We start from the raw sequence: 17,386 nt of genomic DNA, 5'->3' as shown, positions 1-17,386 counted from the left end.
CCGCCCTTGATGGTGTTGAGCGCCTTTGAATCTTCCACGGCCTCGATGATGCGGAAGCGCGGATCGTTGAAGAGCTCGTCGGCTGTGAGCTCGGTATCCTCGAACATCTTTGCATATTTGCGATAGACGCCGGTCACCTTGCTCGCGAGCGGGGAGTCCAGCACGACGAGACGCGGGTCGATCTCGCCATCGCGGATGAGGACGCCGATATCGTGCAGCAATTCCTGGCTGCGCTCGACGGCAAAGGCGGGAATGATAAGATTGCCGCCGCGGCGCATGGCCTCGTTGATCTCGACCTTCAGCGCCTCACGGCGCTGCACGAGAGTGTAATCTTCGCGCTCTCGGCCGCCATAGGTGGATTCGCAGAGGATGTAGTCGAAATCCGACGGGCCCTCGGGCTCGTTGTAAAAGACCTTCTCGTCCGGCCCGATATCGCCCGAGAACATCAGTCGCACCGGCTTGCCGTCGCCGTTCATCACTTCCACTTCGATCGAGGCGGAGCCGATGATGTGGCCGGCATTCCAATAGCGGGCACGCACGCCGGGGCCGGGATTGATCCACTCGGCATAGTTGCAGGTCTTGCGGTGGAGCAGTGCCTCGTTGGCGTTCTCCATCGTATAGAGGGGCTTGGCCGGTTCATCGCCGCGATGGCCGCGCTTCTTGGTCTCGCGCTCGGCTTCGCTCTCCTGGATACCGGCGCTGTCGGGTAGGAGATATTCGAGCAGGCCTGCGGTGGGCTCGGTCATCCACATCGGCCCACGCCAGCCTTCGGCGTAAAGCTTTGGCAGCAGCCCCGCATGGTCGATATGGGCGTGCGTCAGGAGCAGAAAGTCGATTTCTTTGGGATTGAAGGGCGTGGGCTTCATGTTCAGGTCGCGCACCGACTTGTTGCCCTGAAACAGCCCGCAATCGACGAGGAATTGCCCCTGAGGATGCACCACGCGGTAGCACGATCCGGTGACCGTCCCCGCTGCGCCGTGAAAATGGAGGGTCACCGTCATCGAAAAACTCCCGATTCTTCTCGTTGGCTGTCGAACTTAGACCCAGCCATTCGTCAAAGTCGAGGCAGAGGGCAACCGCGAGGGGGCCCGAGCTGTTTTGCTTGCAAGAATGAGGAGAGACGAAATGACCTATATCGATGGCTTTGTCGCTGCCGTGCCTAAAGCGAACAAGGACCAGTACATCACCCATGCCCGTGGGGTCGCCGAACTCGCCAAGCAATGGGGCGCAACGCGCACCGTCGAGAACTGGGGCGACGATGTGCCCAAGGGCAAGGTGAACGATTTTTATGGCGCAGTGCACGCCAAGGATGACGAAGTGGTGGTCTTTTCCTGGATCGAATATCCGGACAAGGCGACCCGCGACGCCGTTATGAAGCGGATGATGGAAGATCCGGCGATGAAGAACGTCCCCGACATGCCGTTCGACGGCAAGCGGATGATCTTTGGCGGGTTTTCGAACCTGTTCGTGGTCTGACGATCGGCGGCCGCGTCGTTCCCGCGAAAGCGGGAATCTCGCTTACGGAAACAGAGATCCCCGCTTTCGCGGGGATGACGCAGTGGCTTGATTGAATCAGCGCGGCGCGCGCTTGGCGAGGATACGCTGCAGCGTGCGCCGATGCATGTTGAGGCGGCGGGCCGTCTCGGAAACATTGCGATCGCACAGTTCATAGACGCGCTGGATATGCTCCCAGCGGACGCGGTCGGCCGACATCGGGTTTTCCGGCGGCTCGGGCTTATCTTCGCCGGTGGCGAGGAGGGCATTGATCACGTCGTCGGCGTCGGCGGGCTTGCTGAGATAATCCATGGCCCCGAGCTTCACCGCGGTCACGGCGGTGGCGATATTGCCATAGCCGGTGAGCACCACGGCGCGGGCGTCGGGGCGGGCCTGATGCAGCGCCGAGACGACTTCGAGGCCATTGCCGTCTTCGAGACGCAGATCGACGACGGCGAAGGCGGGGGGCTGTTCACCGACGGCAGCGACCCCGGCTGCGACCGAACCTGCCGTGCGCACCACAAAGCCGCGACGCGCCATGGCCCGTTCGAGACGGGTCAGGAAAGCGGCGTCGTCATCGACCAGCAGGAGGCTCGCATCGGCGGCGAGGAGTTCTTCGAGCGTGTTCATGGCGCTTTCTTTAGGCGTTTGCCGCTCTTTCGTCAAAATCGATGGGGTGCGACACGATCACAGTGCCGCGCGCGGCCAGGTGACGGTGACGCGTGCATGGCCCGATGCCTTGGCATTGCCGAAGCTAAGGCGGGCGCCGGTGCGCTCGAGCAAGGTCTTGGCGATGAAAATCCCGAGCCCCAGCCCACCCGATTGATGCGCGTCGCTCCCCTGCGGATCACGCGGGCGGCTTGTGAGATAGGGTTCGCCGAGCCGGGCGGTCAGTTCCGGGGCAAAGCCGGGGCCATCGTCCGTGATGGCGACCGTAATGCTGGCATGGTCCCATTCGGTATCGATACGCACGGTTTCGCGGGCATAATCGGTGGCGTTCTCGATGAGATTGCCGAGGCCATAGAGGAGGCCCACCGAGCGCGCAAAGACAGGCGGCGCGCCAGTCGCGCGCTCTGAATAGAACAAGATGGCTTTGCCGCGCCCCTCATGCGGGCGGGCGACTTCGGCCAGAATGTCGGTCAGCGGCGCCTTGGCGAACATGTCGGCGGGGTCGCTGCCGAGGTTTCGCAGTTTTGAGAGAATGGCCCGGCAGCGGGCTGCCTGGGAGATGATCAGTTCGACGTCTTCGGCAAGCGGGCTGCCTTCTTCCACCTCGGCGCGCATTTCCTTGGCGGCAAGCGCGATGGTCGAAAGCGGCGTGCCCAGTTCGTGCGCGGCAGCGGCAGCAAGGCCATCGAGCGCGGAAAGCTGTTCGCGATGTGAGAGCGCGAGTTCGGTGGCGGCCAGCGCGTCGGCAATGAGGCGCGATTCATGGGCGACGCGGATCGTATAGGCGGCGATGAAGGCAATGCCGCAGATGATCGAAACCCAGATGCCGATCACATAGATGCGGTTGAAGCCCAGCTCTTCACCCGGCAGCCAGGGCAGCGGCAGGTGGAGCACCGAGATCATCGAGGCGATGACGGCGGCCATCACCGAAATCAGCAGCGTTTCGCGCGGCGGCAGCGTGGTCGCTGAAACCGAGACCGGCGCCAGAAGCAGCAGCGCGAAGGGATTGAGGAGGCCCCCGGTCAGCGCCAGCAAGCCGCCCAACTGGCAGAGATCGAAGGCGAGCTGGATGGCGGCGAAATGCGGGGAGAGCTGGCCCTTGGCGCCATAGTTGAGGAACAGCCCGACATTGAGCGCGGCCGACAGGGCAATGAGCGCCAGGCACTCCCAGAGCGGCAGCGGAAAGCCGAGCCCGACATGGACAAAGAGCACGCCGATCGTCTGCCCGGCGACGGCCAGCCAGCGCAGCAGCACCAGGGTTTGAAGGCGCAGCGGCCGCCAATGGGCGGCATCATCGCTGAAGGAAAGGCTCTCTTCAGTCATGGGCGCGGGGTACGGCAATGCGCCGCATAGGAACAGAAAAGCATCATTTCAAGCCAAAAAATCCCATAGGCACATCCTTGATCCTGCCCCCTCAGGGGCCACGTTATGCGCATCGCGACGTGACTGGGAAACGAAACGACATGAACACAGCAATTATCAAACCGCAATGGTCGCCACTGACCATCGCTCTCATGGTTCTTGGCTTCATCATCTTCTGGCCGATTGGCCTGGCCGTGCTCGGCTACATCCTCTGGGGTGAGAAGTTTGGTGGTTCGGCCGAAAAAGCACAAAGCTACTGGAACAAGGGATGTGGCTATATGCGCAACAACAAGAAGCACTTTGGCGGCTTTAACCGCGACTATTCTTCCTCGGGCAATGCTGCCTTCGACGACTACCGCGCCGAACAACTGCGCCGTCTCGATGAAGAGCGTTCTCGCCTCGATGCCGAAATCGACGCCTTCCACGAATATATGGCCAACCTCCGCAAGGCCAAGGATCGCGAAGAGTTCGACCGCTTCATGAGCGAGCATCGCGGCAATCGCCAGGGCTTTGGCGACAACAACCAGAACAACAACAACTGGGGCAATAACGCCTGAAGCCTGCCCCTCCCTTCCCCATGCCTCCAAATGAACTGGCGCCCGCAAGGGCGCCATTTTTCGTTCGGAGGCGTCACAGGATAAGTTTGATCGGCATTGCCGGCAAACGCGACTAGACTGACTTTGATTGATTCTGCGGCTCCATGTTCTCATTCCTTCGCCAAGCCCCCAAAGCGCCCAAGAGCGTTACCGTTGAGCTGGACGGCCGGCCGGTCGAGGTCGCCGTCAAGCTGAGCAAGCGCGCCGCCAGTTTCCGCCTGTCCCTGCCAGCGGGCGGGCCGGTGCTGACTGTGCCCGAACGCGCGCGCTGGGCCGACGCCGAGGCGTTTCTCCTGCGCCATCGCAACTGGATGGCTGCCAGGCTGCCGCGCGGTGCGCGGTCCATGCGGCTCGAAGCGGGCACCGAAGTGCCGTTGCGCGGTGTGCCGCACCTGGTCGTCGGCACCGGAATTTTGCGCGGACGCGTGGAAGTGCTGTCCTTGCCTGATCTGCCGGAATTGCGCGTGCCGGGGGCGCCGGAACATCAGCCGCGGCGTCTTTTCGACTGGCTCAAGGCCGAGGCACTGGCAGATCTTTCCGAACGCAGTGCCTTCCATGCCGCCCGGCTCGGGGTCACGGTGAAGGACATAAAGCTGCGCAGCCAGTCGAGCCGCTGGGGCTCGTGCTCCTCGACCGGTTCGATCAACTACAACTGGCGGCTCATTCTCGCGCCATCCTTCGTGCTCGATTATGTGGCGGCCCATGAAGTGGCGCATCTTGTCGAGATGAACCATTCGGACGCCTTCTGGGCGACGGTGAAGCGGACGTTGCCCGACATGGAGCGGGGACGAGCGTGGCTAAAAGCACACGGTCGGCAGCTTATGGCATGGGAGCCGCCCGGGAACGGGGCCTGACAACCCCAATTGCCCCCTTGCTGCCGCAATTGACATCCAGCAGCCTAAGGACATGCAGCGTATCGGTCTTCTCATTGCGATTCTTTTTGCCTTCGCCTCCCTTGCCGGGGTGACGACTGCGCATGCGCATCGCTATGTGGCGACGCCCATCGTCGTGCTCAATCACGTCGATGCCGAGAACGTGCCCATCCGCATGATGGTGAAAGTGCAGCGCGGCGACGTCGATCTCGGCGAAGGGATCATCATGCCCTGCGGCTCGCACTATGCCATTCACGCCTTGCCCCCGCAGGTGCCGATGGCACCCGAAGGCGAGGACCGGCCCGAGACCTATTGCGCGCAGTCCCCGATTTGGCGTGGCGCGCCGGAACTGCGGCCTCCAATAGCCAGCTGAAACGAAGCCACCCTTTTCCTTCGTTCAACGAGCCCCATCAGGGGCTGAGGATCTTTTCATGTCTATCGCCCTGAGCGCGACTCCGTCGCGCCGTGCCGTGCTGGCCGGTCTTGCCAGCGTCGGCGCACTCGCCCTTGCCGGTTGCTCGACCACCGGTTCCACCCGCTCCGTCGTTGCCCCGACCGAACCGGTCGGCCGCGTCGTGCCACCCGAAGTCCTCGCCATGTATGGCCCCCTGCCGGACGAGGAATTTCCGATTCCCGCCGCGCCGATCCATCTGCTCGATCCGGTCTATTGGCGCCAGGAAGTCGACAACACGACCGGCGAAAAGCCGGGCACGGTGGTGGTCGATACCGCCAACCGTTTCCTCTACTGGACCCTGCCCGAGGGGCGCGCCATGCGCTATGGCGTCGGCATCGGCCGCGCGGGCTTTGAATGGAATGGCCGCGCCCATATTGCCTACAAGCGCAAATGGCCGACCTGGACGCCGCCGTCCGAAATGATCGAGCGCCAGCCCGAGATCGAAAAGTATCGCCACGGTCAGCCGCCCGGGCTCGAAAACGCCCTGGGGCCGCGCTCCCTCTATATTCACCAGGGCAACAAGGACACGCTCTATCGTGTCCACGGCAATATGGACGTGCACTCGATCGGCAAAGCCGTGTCCTCGGGCTGCGTGCGGCTCCTGTTCCAGGACATTGTCGACCTCTACGAGCGCGTGCCCAGCGGCTCGCCCATCGTCGTGCTGGTCTGACACAAGCGGGGCGCCTCATGGCGCCCCGAACTTTTTTACGGCGATGATCTCGCGAAAGAGGGAGCTCTGCTCCGTCGCAGATGGCACAAATCCGGGGAAAAGTGTCCGCTCGCGCATCTTCGGTATGGCGCTGATGGCCGCATTGCCGGGCTTGCCGGATCGGCAAGGGGTCTTCCCGATAGGGCACGCAAAACTTGACAAGGCCCGTCATCGGGGCGCATGCGACCCCTACATCCATCTTGACCTATACGTCATGCCGGAGCGGCGATAAGCTGAACCTGCAGGGCGGACAGGTCCTTTCGGCCAATCCCCCCTTCTTGGCCGTCCATTTTTAGGAACAGGTGAATCATGAAACTGCTGGCGCGGTTATACGCCATTGTCCTCGCGCTCATCGGCGTGGGCGTGGCGGGTGGTGGCCTTTGGCTGATAACCCTCGGGGGATCGGCCTATTATGCCATCGTTGGTCTCGTCTATCTCGTCGCGGGCGTGTTGATGCTGCGCGACAAGGCTCTCGGCGGACAGCTCGTGCTCCTCGTGGCCGTGCTGACGGTCCCCTGGGCCATCTGGGAAGCCGGGCTTGAATTCTGGCCCCTCTTTGCCCGCCTGATGGCGCCGCTGGCTCTCGCCGGCTTTGCCCTTCTGTTCACCCCGGCCCTGGCCAAGCCTGCCAAGCGCAGCCCCTATTATGGGGGCGCTGCGCTCGCCGCAGTGCTCTTTGCCGCCGGCTTTGGCTTCGCTTTCCAGCCGCAGGGCGTGATTCACCCCTCGGCCGACATTCCGGCCTACCAGCCGGCTGCAGGTGACAACACCCCGGCCAACTGGACCTCCTATGGTCGCACCACGGCGGGCCTGCGCTATTCGCCGTTCGACCAGATCAACCGCGACAACGTGAAGAGCCTCGACCTCGCCTGGACCTACCGGACCGGTCGCGGCGATATCGGGCTCGACCAGAACACCCCGCTGCAGATCGACAATCTCGTTTATTCCTGCACCACCTCCAACGTCATCATCGCCCTCGATGGTGCCAGCGGCGAGGAAGTGTGGAAGTTCGATCCCAAGGCCAGCGGCCCCTTCTGGCAGCGCTGCCGTGGCCTCGGTTACTATGAACTGCCCACCAGCCAGCAGACCGATGGTCAGCTGTGCAATACGCGCCTGATCATGACCACCATGGACGCGCGCCTCTTTGCCATCGACGCCAAGACCGGCGTTGTCTGCCCCGATTTCGGCACCAATGGCGCCGTCTCGCTCGGCGAAAACATGGGCGAGATCATCCCCGGTTTCTACTTCCAGACCTCTGCCCCGCTTGTCGCCCGCGACAAGGTCGTGGTCGGCGGCTGGGTGGTCGACAACCAGATGGTGGGCGAACCCTCCGGCGTCATCCGCGCCTTCAACGCCGTCACCGGCGAACTCGAATGGGCATGGGACCTTGGCAACAAGGCCATCACCAAGCTGCCCCCGCCGGGCGAAACCTATACCCGTGGCACGCCCAACATGTGGACCACGGCCGCCTATGACGACAAGCTGGGCCTGATCTACGCCCCGCTGGGCAACACCACGCCCGACTATTTCGGTGGCAATCGCCCGGCCTTCTCGGACGAATACAACGCCAGCCTCGTCGCGCTCGATGTCAACACCGGCCGTGAACGCTGGAAGTTCCGCACCGTCAACCACGACATCTGGGACTATGACCTGCCGAGCCAGCCGGCTCTGCTCGATCTGCCCGATGGCAATGGCGGCACTGTCGCCGCCGTGTTGCAGACCACCAAGCGTGGCCAGCTCTTCCTGCTCGATCGTCGCACCGGCAAGCCGCTGGCCGATGTCGAGGAAAAGCCCGTGCCCCAGACCGGGCATGTGCCGGAAGAATATCTCGCACCCACCCAGCCCTATTCGGTCGGCATGCCCACGATCGGTGCAGACCACCTGACCGAAGCCAAGATGTGGGGGCTGACCATGTTCGACCAGCTCATGTGCCGCATCGCCTTCAAGCAGCTGCGCTACGAGGGTGACTTCACCCCCATCGGGCTCGACTACGTGATCTCGCAGCCGGGTAATATCGGCGGTCTCAACTGGGGTTCGGTCTCGGTCGACATTCCCAATAACCGCGTCTTCGTCAACGACGTCCGCGCCCCGAGCATCTTTGCCCTCGTGCCGCGCGACGAATACGACGCCTTCGCCAAGCGCGCTCATGCCGACGATACCGGCCACGGCCCCTCGCCCCAGCATGGCACGCCCTATGGCATGGCCACCGAAATGTGGGTCTCCCCGCTCGGCGTGCCCTGCGTCAACCCGCCCTTCGGCACGGTGACGGCTATCGACATGAACACCCGCCAGATCGCCTGGCAGGTGCCCGCCGGTACCGCCGAACAGCTCGGGCCCCTGGGCATCAAGACCCACCTGCCCATGCCGATGGGCCTGCCGACCTATGCCGGCACCTCGGCCACGGCCGGTGGCCTCGTCTTCTTCGCCGGCTACCAGGACTACTATATCCGCGCCTATGACGCCGAAACCGGCGCCGAAGTGTGGAAGTACCCACTCCCGGTCGGCTCGAGCGCCACGCCGATGACCTATGTTTCCCCCGAAACGGGCAAGCAATATGTGGTCATCTCAGTCGGCGGCGCGCCCTATTCGGAAGACAAGGGCGACTACGTCATGGCCTTCGCCCTGCCCAACTAGTTTTTTGGGATTTTGCAACTCAGCCCCTTCCCGCCTCGTGCGGGGAGGGGTTTTGTTTTTTGGGGCTCTGCGGCGCCTCACTCACCGGGTGTCATCCCGGCGCAGGCCGGGACCCATCCTGAGGTAGCGCCGCACCCAATCGTCTCAAGATGGGCCCCGGCCTAACGCCGGGGTGACATCGAGTTGATGGGGAGTTCTCAGCCCAAGCCAAAACCCCGGCCGGCGTCTCCGCCTCCGGTTAAAGTGCAAAACAGCAGACCCCGAGGTGGCATTTGCTCCTTGGGACTAGATAGGTGGGGCAAAAGCCACCCCGGAGGCCGGGTTTTTGGACAGCACCCACAGCACCTCTTTGCACGCTCGTCGCGAGGCGGCCGATGCCACGAACCCGCGCTCCCATGCGAAGGGGAACGCGACCGGCACACCCCGCTCAGTTCGCATGCAGACCTGCCGTGCGGGGTGATGGCTCCAATCTAGTCTCGCCAGATGGGGGTGGGGATAAGTTTTTTCACAGAGCCGCATCTTCGCCCGGCTGCGGTGGCCCCTGGCGCGCTGCGCGGCCGGCCGCAAATCCGCGTTCATAGTGGCCGCTGTCCTGGGCAGCCATGAGCTTTGCCAGCTCCTCGCGCATATTGCGGCCCTTAAAAGTTTTCAATTCAAAGGGCGCCACTTCCTGCCGCAGCCGGGCCACGGGCAGCGGTTCGCCCGCAACGCGCCAGCACCGGCAGGTGCGCTTGCCATCCCAATAGGCATGGCGATTTTCAAAATCTTCCAAGAGCGCCAGCACCTGGCCCAATTGCACCGCCAGCCCGGCAAAGGTTTCAGCCGCCACCGGCAGGCGATCGACCGGTTTTCGCAGGTACGGGCGGCAGTCGCTGATCAAGCCCTCGACGGTGGCCCGCTCGGTATTTCCCACCGACGCCTCGGGCTTTTTGGCAGCGATGACGCAAATGTCCTTGTGGAGGGTCGCTAGACGGAGCCAGAGCGCCTCGTGGCGCTCGGCGAGGGGATGGCTGATTTGGGGAAGGGCGAGCATGGGACGGTCTCCTCTTTCAGAGAAGAGGATAAGACACGATCGCTCCACGGGGATAACTGATCTACGATGCCATTACCCTCAGCCTCCTGAACCCGCCGCGAACAAGATAGTCGTCGGACGCCGCGAGCAAGTGCGCTAGCTTGTCGGGTAGGTCGATCCTCCGGAGACCAGGCTGAACCGCGATGAATTCGAAATCAATTTGAGCGGCGGCATGTTTGGAAAGAAGATCCTCTAGCTCTTCAAGGGTTCCTTTTACGAAACGAGCGCCTCCTAGGCCGTTACGAAATCTACGGCTAACATGAGAAATTGCTCGTTGCTTTAGCGCCCAGATCGTAGATTTGGTGGCTTGCGAAATGACCTCGTAGACATCGCCCACTCGATGTCCGGCGTCTGCGCCAGATGACCCTTTGCAATGGTACAGCCGGATTACAAGCCGGTCTTCTTCAGAGGTCGCTGTAACGAAGTCTGCCATTTCGCCGCTGCCATGGTCGTAGTAAACGACGGAGCATTTCTCCTCGCTCAGCATCGCCTCTAGCCCGTCGTGAATAGAGACTCCTCGCCCAGAGGCGGGGCCGAACTCCAGCGTTATGTCGACTCCCCTTGCGACCCAATCCACCGACTGAATTTGCGACAGATCGAACGAAAGGCTATCCTCGGGTGGCAAGGACATGTAGCTCGTGCCTGTGAGTGAGCCCAATTCTGCCGTGAACAACGTCACCGGGTCGTCGTTGACGTAGTCAACAAAGTTAATGCTTCCACTTTCTAGCAAAAGCACGAGATCGTGCTTCTTCTCATCAGACCATGTGAATAGCTTGGCCGCCGTCAGTGAGAAGTATAGGATTTCCGAATACCCGCTCTCGTGCTGGATTTGCAGGCATACTGCATCCCTCGTGCTTCTGGATCGATCAACAATAAGGTCGAAGTCCACGAGTGGGGCATGGATCTCCCCTAGGCCAACGTCAAATCTACACATCGGTGAGGATCGATAGACATCAACTGGCCAGTCTGCCGCGATGATTTCTGAAGGAAGCTCGCTAATCTCGTCGCCGACATCTAGAATGTCGACACCCGACATGGTCTTAGGCATGCCTTTTGTAGATATCCTGGTGGCAAGGAGCGCACACCAATCGATAAGCGCAGGTATCTTGTCGGATCGGTTGCTCCAGACCTTCGACGCGCTGCTGATGCCGATGGTCACTGCATCACCATCTTGCTCGCCTCGACCAAATGCATGCCCCGCGTGAAAAAGACGCCCATCCGATTTGCTAATGGATTTGTCAGCATTAGACCCAGTGATAATGCGATAAGACTCGCTAGTATTGCTCGATACTCGATTTCGCATGCCAACATTGAAGAACTCTGGCGAGTTTATGTCGTTCAATACCCGATTGATCTTGGATAGAGGTAAAGCGCGCGGAACGGCAGAAGCGAACCACGAGGCGATATGCTCATAGATGCTAGCATTTCGTCGCGAGGCGCAGATGAAAAGAAGAAGACTCTTGGGGTCTTGGTAGACAATGAACAAATCTGACGATGCGGACGACAATCTTTCGTCGTCTGTCCATCTTGGTTGCGACATTTCTTTTGTTATATAAATAGAGGCTCCGTGCTCTTCGCTCGAAAATTTGTAAGCGATTTGCATGGGGAACGGAAAATCGCTTCCCGAGGAAACGTCAACTGGCTCCCGAAGCTGCAGAATTTTGACGTGGAAGTAGGGCTCTAGGTCAAAAAGCGAGAGATCCGACAGGTCGTCATTTGTGTCGGTTGGTAGGAAAGATTCCAGCACTTCGCGGGTATGGACTTCTTCTTCAATGCGGGCAGCACTGAGGTTCTGAACGATTTCTTGCCAGACTGCCCGTGCATCGTAGAGGCGTTCGGCTTCAATCTTAATCTCATCGGGAACAGCTAGGAATGTGGCGCCACCTATGTTCTCCCCCGCGGTCCTAGCAAATCTGCCGACAAACTGGAGGGTGACGGCTAGCGAACGATGGGGAGAGTGAACTGCTGCGATCTTGAGCGCAGGAAGGTCAAAACCTTCGCCCAGCATATTGACGCAGATCAGCCCGTCTAGAGCGCCGGCATCTAGTTCCTTCAGCACAGCCTTCACTGCTCGTAGCGACTGATCCCCCCGAATGACCTTGAGCCGCAGCCTAGTGTTTGCCGCATATATATCGCCCAGTTCTGTCGCCCGAGAACGGCTATCAGTTCTGACCATCACCTTGTGATTGAGACCTAGTTGGGTATCTCTATCGAACACCTCCTGCGTCGCAATTGCCACGGCTACGTCTGCGTTCTGGGCTCTGAGCGGATGGACGGGCTGATAGGTGATCTCACCAAATACTTTGTCTTCAAACGCCCCTCGAAGATCATATGTATAGATAAATCGCCCTTTGATCTCCCGCTGATCTTGCCTGAAGGGTGTTGCGGTAAAGAGTACTCTCTTCGCGGACAAGAAGTGATCGAGTGTTCCCTGCCATGTGCGGGCTGGGCTATGATGAGCCTCGTCAACGAGAACTAGGTCAAACAGGTCCGTTGGCGGCTCAGGAATGGCTTCATACTCTGGGCTGATGCTTTGTATCGTACCAACCACCACGTCATAATTCCGTAGTGCCTCCCAATCCGCTGCCGAGGTCAATCTTCCAGAGGTAGAAAAAACGCGTGGTCCGTCCATGGTATTGATCGCACCAGCCATGCGGAGGGTTCGGAGCGTTGAAGCCTCTTCGGCGATTTGCTCCCGAACCAACCGGCTCGGGGTAATAATTAGCACTCGTTCGGCCCTAAGAACAAATGCGGCAGCCAGAAGAACCGAGGTCTTCCCAGAGCCCGTAGGCATCGTTACGACAGCCGGGTCACTCCTAAGGGAGAAGTGCGCAGAAATCGCATGAATTGCACCGATCTGCGCTTTTCTAAGACCAACGTCGCCTGGTTTGTCTTTTATCGGGTAAGTGAATCTGGAGTAGTTTTCTGAAAAGAAACTAATCGGTATCTCCATTCCGAAGAAATGATTCTAAGGAATGATAGTCGACGCCTACAGCGCCTGCCGTCAATAGGAGCTCAATAAGTCCATCACGACGTTCATTCTACGGTTCGGGTGCAGGAAATGTCGGATGCCTGCACCAATGTTTCCCCACTGAGGCGCAGTGCCTGAAAACAAAGGTCCCCGCTTTCGCGAGGATGACACGGCGGATTAGGACAGTTTGAACTGGGGCATCGTACCGGGTGCCCGCTGCCTTTGGCAGCGACCCGGCGAATGATCTGCCAAGGCGCCACCGGCGCCTCGGCTTCGCGCTAGCGCGAACCGATCACTCGTCGCCCATCTTCAGCGCCTTGATAAACGCTTCCTGCGGGATGTTGACGTTGCCGTACTGGCGCATCTTGGCCTTGCCCTTTTTCTGCTTGTCCAAGAGTTTTCGCTTACGCGTCGCGTCGCCGCCGTAGCACTTCGCGGTGACATCTTTGCGCATGGCGCGCACGGTTTCACGCGCGATGATCTTGCCGCCGATGGCGGCCTGGATCGGAATGACGAACAGATGCGGCGGGATCAGCTCCTTAAGCTTTTCGCACATCAGGCGGCCGCGCGATTCAGCAACGGAGCGGTGGACCAGCATCGAGAGCGCGTCGACCGGCTCGGCATTGACGAGAATGGAGAGTTTTACAAGATCGCCCTCGCGGTGGGTATCGAGGTGATAGTCGAAACTCGCATAGCCCTTCGAGATCGATTTTAGGCGATCGTAGAAGTCAAAAACCACTTCGTTGAGCGGCAGGTCGTATTCGACCATGGCGCGGCTGCCGACATAGGAAAGATTGTTCTGAATGCCGCGGCGGTCCTGGCAAAGCTTCAGGATCGCGCCGAGATATTCGTCCGGCGTCAGGATCGTCGCCTTGATCCAGGGCTCGCGGATTTCCTCGATCTTCATCACGTCCGGCAGGTCGGCCGGATTGTGCAGCATGATCGTCTCGCCCGAGGTCATCTGCACCTCGTAGACCACCGAAGGAGCGGTGGCGATCAGATCGAGATCGAACTCGCGGGAGAGGCGCTCCTGGATGATTTCGAGATGCAACAGGCCCAAAAAGCCGCAGCGGAAACCGAAGCCGAGCGCAGCCGAAGTTTCCATTTCGAAGGAGAACGACGCGTCGTTGAGGCGCAGCTTGCCCATGGCAGCGCGCAGCTCGTCAAAATCGGATGCGTCGACCGGGAAGAGGCCGCAGAACACCACGGGCTGGGCCGGACGGAAGTCGGGCAGCGGGGTTTCAGTGGGCTTGCGATCGTCGGTGATGGTATCACCGACGTTGGTGTCGGCCACTTCCTTGATCGAGGCGGTGAAGACGCCGAGTTCGCCGGGGGTCAGTTCCTTGACTTCCACCAGCTTGGGGGTCTGCACAGCGACGCGATCGAGTTCGTAGACGGCGCCCGAGGCCATCATGCGGATGCGCTGGCCCTTCTTCATCACGCCATCCATGATGCGGACGAGAACGACGACGCCGAGATACGTATCGTACCAGCTATCGACGAGGAGAGCCTTTAGCGGCGCATCGATATCGCCCTTGGGGGCGGGGAGGCGCTGCACGATGGCTTCGAGCACGGTGTCGATGCCGACGCCGGTCTTGGCGGAAATTTCAAGCGCGTCGGATGCGTCGATGCCGATGACGTCCTCGATCTGCTGCTTTACGCGCGGGATATCCGCTGCGGGCAGGTCGACCTTGTTGAGGACGGGCACGATCTCGTGGTTGGCATCGAGTGCGTGATAAACGTTGGCAAGGGTCTGCGCCTCGACGCCCTGGGAGGCGTCGACCACAAGCAGCGAGCCTTCGACAGCGGCCATGGAGCGGGAAACTTCGTAGGCGAAGTCGACGTGTCCGGGCGTGTCGATGAGGTTGAGAACGTAGTTCTCGCCGTCCTGCGCCTTGTAGTTCAGGCGCACGGTCTGCGCCTTGATGGTGATGCCGCGCTCGCGCTCGATATCCATCGAGTCGAGGACCTGTTCCTTCATCTCGCGCAGGTCGAGGCCACCGGTCATCTGGATGAGGCGGTCGGCGAGCGTGGATTTGCCATGGTCGATGTGAGCGACGATGGAGAAATTGCGGATATTCTTGAGCGGCGTGGTCATTCGCGCCTGATAGCAGAAGGCGGTGACGCGTAAAAGATGGTTTCCGTAGGGTAAACGGCAACGTTTAGCGCCAAATGGGCGTTTGGAGCGGCATGGCTTTTCATCCTCGCCTTTTCGCCGCCCTTCTCGTCCTCCTGCCGGCCCCGGCGCTGGCCCAGGACATGTTCAAGCCGCTGCAGGATTTTGTGGAGGATCTGGTGCCCCGCACCAAGCCTGCGCCAAGACCTGCGCCGGTCGCCAAGACCGCAGCGGAAACGCCGCCGCCCCTGCCCAAACCGCGCCCCGAGGGGCTAGGCGAGGATGTGGCGAAACCGGTGCCCGAAGAGCCCGCCGCGCCGGCGGAGGACCCCGCGCCACCGGCTGAAGAGACGACGTCGCAGCCGGAGGAGGCAAAGCCGGCGCCCGAGCCGGAGGCTGACACACGGATTTATCAGGTCGCGTGTCCTGCGATGATTTCTGGCGCGGTGGTGGCAAAAATGCTGCCCCCGATTGCCGAGGGCGTGTGCATGGCGCAATCCCCGCTCGAAGTGACGGCGCTCACTCTCAATGGGCGAACGGTGGAACTGACCAGTCCCATAGCGACGAATTGCGAAATGGCGACGGCGCTGGTCGACTGGGCCGGTGAAGTCGATGCCTATGCGCGGGCCGCGCTCGACAGTGAAATAGCGGCGCTGCAGACCGGCACGAGCTATATGTGCCGGCCACGGGTCGGCGGGGGCGAGGCTTTTACCTCCGAGCATGGCTTTGCCAATGCCGTGGATGTGGTGGGATTTACCCTCGCCGATGGGCGCACTGTGGTGGTCAAGGATGACTGGACACCGGCGACGACGCCGGAGGCAAAACTGCTGCGCCAGTCACACGGGGCGGCCTGCGGGCGGTTCACCACCGTCCTCGGCCCCGAGGCCAATGCCGATCACGAAGATCACCTGCATCTCGACCTCGGTTGCCATGGCCAGACCTGCACGGCGCAGCTCTGCGAATAGGGGCTTTTAGGTGCCCGAATAGACCTTGATGACGGCGTCGGTCTGCTTGCGATCGACGCTGCCTTCGGCGCAGTCGACGCCGGTTTTTTCGACATCGGCCTTCACCGTGTCATAGGCCTTCTGCGCGGATTCGCCTTCGAGATGGAAGTCGTTCTCGAGCTGGCGGCGATGCGCGTTCATCGCCGTGGCGCCGGGCTCGGGCACGGTGATATTGCACAGTTCGATAGTTGCAAGGGTCGCATAGAGCCCGGTCAGCAACTGGCCCTGCTTGGGCATGGCATCAACGATGGCATGGGGATCGACCGTGATGGTCGGAGCCGCCGCAGGGGCAGGGGCAGGGGCGGCTGCAGGCGCGGGCGCCGGAGGGGCTTCCTGGGCGAGGGGGGCGGCGATGGTCAGGGCGAGAACGGAAAGGGCAAGGGCGAAGCGGGGCACGTCGGTACTCCATGCACGGGAGGATGTTTCCCTCCATTCTCAGCCCGATTATGGCTTCAGCACGGCGTGCAGTCGGCCCTTGGGTGATGCGGAGGCAGGTCTGCCCAATCCCTGGAGGTCATTTCCGGTTCCATCATGGCCGGGGTGGCGGGCGAATTGAGCCAGGCAAGAACGCGGCGCAGCAGATCGCTCAGGCGTGACATCTCGGTCTCCTGTTCGGTGGCGTTTTCGGGAAGTTCTGAAGTGCGATTATCCTGCGCCCGGAGACCTCTCGCCGCAATGGACAAGGTTTTGGGCTCGGTATAGAAAATCTATATGAGCAGTCCCTTTCCTATTCCGCTCAATGCCCTGCGGGCGATCGAGATCGTGGCGCGGGCCGGTGCGCTGGCACCGGCAGCCGAGGAATTGGGCGTGACCATCGGCGCGGTCAGCCAGCATTTGCGGCGGGCCGAGGAGCGGCTGGGCATGGAGCTCTTTGCCCGCACCCCGCAGGGGCTGAAGCCAGTGCCGGAACTGGTCGAAATCCTGCCCCAGCTGTCCTCCGGCTTTGCCGCCCTGCGCGATGGCCTGGCGACGCTGACCGGCGCGCATGAAGGGGTGCTCAATGTCACCGTGGGCAGCGTCTTCGCCTCGCGCTGGCTGATCTGGCGGGTCAACAAATTCTCCGCCCTTCATCCCGGGCTCGAAGTGCGGCTGACGGTGACCGGTGCCATGCTCGACCTGACGCGGCCCGACCTTGATTGCGGCATCAGGTTTGGCGACGGCAATTGGCCAGGCGTGACCACGAGCCTGATCGGCGGGCAGGACTATCAGCCGGTCTGCGCGCCGGTCTTTCTGGAGCGCTTTCCCGACATAAAAAATCTCTCACAGGTGCCGGTCATTGCCGACCAGACGAGCATGCTCGATTGGTCGCGCTGGCTCGCTGCGTCCGGGTTCGAGCCGGGCCTGAAGCTCTCGGGGCCGGTCTATTCCGACGCTTCGCTCGCGTTCGACGCAGCCATTTCGGGGCAGGGCCTGTTGCTGGCGGCGATCGAGGA

16 protein-coding genes are annotated in these 17,386 nt (G+C 61.3%); 8 read left to right on the top strand and 8 right to left on the bottom strand.

Features of this window, described 5'->3' with window-relative positions:
- Nucleotides 1-1,001 (bottom strand): MBL fold metallo-hydrolase (locus J0I64_RS14105; protein WP_291409308.1); only part of this gene is annotated, 1,001 nt, incomplete at its 3' end.
- Between the two features lie 124 nt (nt 1,002-1,125).
- Between J0I64_RS14105 and J0I64_RS14100 the strand changes: the two genes are divergently transcribed.
- Nucleotides 1,126-1,476 carry a DUF1428 domain-containing protein gene (locus J0I64_RS14100; RefSeq protein ID WP_291409305.1) on the top strand — a complete coding sequence of 117 codons (351 nt, stop codon included), beginning with the start codon at nt 1,126-1,128 and terminating at the stop codon, nt 1,474-1,476.
- A 96-nt stretch (nt 1,477-1,572) separates the two neighbouring features.
- Here J0I64_RS14100 and J0I64_RS14095 read toward each other — a convergent pair whose 3' ends face one another.
- Together J0I64_RS14095 and J0I64_RS14090 are read right to left on the bottom strand one after the other, a co-directional pair.
- Nucleotides 1,573-2,124, bottom strand: a complete 552-nt coding sequence (locus J0I64_RS14095) for an ActR/PrrA/RegA family redox response regulator transcription factor (protein WP_291409303.1) — start codon at nt 2,122-2,124, stop codon at nt 1,573-1,575.
- A 57-nt stretch (nt 2,125-2,181) separates the two neighbouring features.
- Nucleotides 2,182-3,486, bottom strand: coding sequence for an ActS/PrrB/RegB family redox-sensitive histidine kinase (locus J0I64_RS14090; protein ID WP_291409301.1), 1,305 nt, complete (start codon nt 3,484-3,486; stop codon nt 2,182-2,184).
- A 140-nt stretch (nt 3,487-3,626) separates the two neighbouring features.
- Between J0I64_RS14090 and J0I64_RS14085 the strand changes: the two genes are divergently transcribed.
- The 5 genes from J0I64_RS14085 to J0I64_RS14065 all read left to right on the top strand — a co-directional run bounded on the left by J0I64_RS14085 (nt 3,627) and on the right by J0I64_RS14065 (nt 8,790).
- Complete coding sequence (locus J0I64_RS14085; protein ID WP_291409299.1) at nt 3,627-4,082, top strand: DUF2852 domain-containing protein; 456 nt, start codon at nt 3,627-3,629, stop codon at nt 4,080-4,082.
- Between the two features lie 143 nt (nt 4,083-4,225).
- Nucleotides 4,226-4,975: a SprT family zinc-dependent metalloprotease gene (locus J0I64_RS14080; protein WP_291409297.1), complete on the top strand. Its 750-nt coding sequence runs from the start codon at nt 4,226-4,228 to the stop codon at nt 4,973-4,975.
- 52 nt (nt 4,976-5,027) lie between these two features.
- Nucleotides 5,028-5,366 carry a hypothetical protein gene (locus J0I64_RS14075; protein WP_291409295.1) on the top strand — a complete coding sequence of 113 codons (339 nt, stop codon included), beginning with the start codon at nt 5,028-5,030 and terminating at the stop codon, nt 5,364-5,366.
- Between the two features lie 58 nt (nt 5,367-5,424).
- On the top strand, nt 5,425-6,117 hold the full coding sequence (locus J0I64_RS14070) for a L,D-transpeptidase (RefSeq protein ID WP_291409292.1): 693 nt from the start codon (nt 5,425-5,427) through the stop codon (nt 6,115-6,117).
- Between the two features lie 348 nt (nt 6,118-6,465).
- The gene (locus J0I64_RS14065; RefSeq protein ID WP_291409290.1) at nt 6,466-8,790 is read left to right on the top strand and encodes a membrane-bound PQQ-dependent dehydrogenase, glucose/quinate/shikimate family; all 2,325 of its coding nucleotides are present in this window, start codon (nt 6,466-6,468) and stop codon (nt 8,788-8,790) included.
- A 505-nt stretch (nt 8,791-9,295) separates the two neighbouring features.
- On the opposite strand, the gene J0I64_RS14060 is transcribed toward J0I64_RS14065, so the two are convergent.
- The 3 genes from J0I64_RS14060 to lepA all read right to left on the bottom strand — a co-directional run bounded on the left by J0I64_RS14060 (nt 9,296) and on the right by lepA (nt 14,931).
- Nucleotides 9,296-9,823, bottom strand: coding sequence for a hypothetical protein (locus tag J0I64_RS14060; protein ID WP_291409288.1), 528 nt, complete (start codon nt 9,821-9,823; stop codon nt 9,296-9,298).
- A gap of 61 nt (nt 9,824-9,884) precedes the next feature.
- A complete protein-coding gene (locus tag J0I64_RS14055) occupies nt 9,885-12,815 on the bottom strand; it encodes a DEAD/DEAH box helicase family protein (protein ID WP_291409286.1) in 2,931 nt (976 codons plus the stop codon).
- 310 nt (nt 12,816-13,125) lie between these two features.
- On the bottom strand, nt 13,126-14,931 hold the full coding sequence (gene lepA, locus J0I64_RS14050) for a translation elongation factor 4 (RefSeq protein WP_291409284.1): 1,806 nt from the start codon (nt 14,929-14,931) through the stop codon (nt 13,126-13,128).
- A gap of 92 nt (nt 14,932-15,023) precedes the next feature.
- Here lepA and J0I64_RS14045 point away from each other — a divergent pair, with 92 nt between their 5' ends.
- Nucleotides 15,024-15,914 carry an extensin family protein gene (locus tag J0I64_RS14045; protein ID WP_291409282.1) on the top strand — a complete coding sequence of 297 codons (891 nt, stop codon included), beginning with the start codon at nt 15,024-15,026 and terminating at the stop codon, nt 15,912-15,914.
- A gap of 6 nt (nt 15,915-15,920) precedes the next feature.
- Here J0I64_RS14045 and J0I64_RS14040 read toward each other — a convergent pair whose 3' ends face one another.
- Both J0I64_RS14040 and J0I64_RS14035 read right to left on the bottom strand, forming a co-directional pair.
- Nucleotides 15,921-16,349: a hypothetical protein gene (locus J0I64_RS14040; protein WP_291409280.1), complete on the bottom strand. Its 429-nt coding sequence runs from the start codon at nt 16,347-16,349 to the stop codon at nt 15,921-15,923.
- 56 nt (nt 16,350-16,405) lie between these two features.
- A complete protein-coding gene (locus J0I64_RS14035; protein ID WP_291409278.1) occupies nt 16,406-16,552 on the bottom strand; it encodes a hypothetical protein in 147 nt (48 codons plus the stop codon).
- Nucleotides 16,553-16,664: 112 nt separating this feature from the next.
- On the opposite strand from J0I64_RS14035, the gene J0I64_RS14030 reads away from it, so the two are divergent.
- Nucleotides 16,665-17,386 (top strand): LysR substrate-binding domain-containing protein (locus J0I64_RS14030; RefSeq protein WP_291409276.1); only part of this gene is annotated, 722 nt, incomplete at its 3' end.

It is taken from the genome of Devosia sp. (genome assembly GCF_017307565.1).
Classification (GTDB): domain Bacteria; phylum Pseudomonadota; class Alphaproteobacteria; order Rhizobiales; family Devosiaceae; genus Devosia.
The sequence above is the reverse complement of the archived record's forward strand: the minus strand, read 5'-3'. Positions and strand labels throughout refer to the sequence as shown.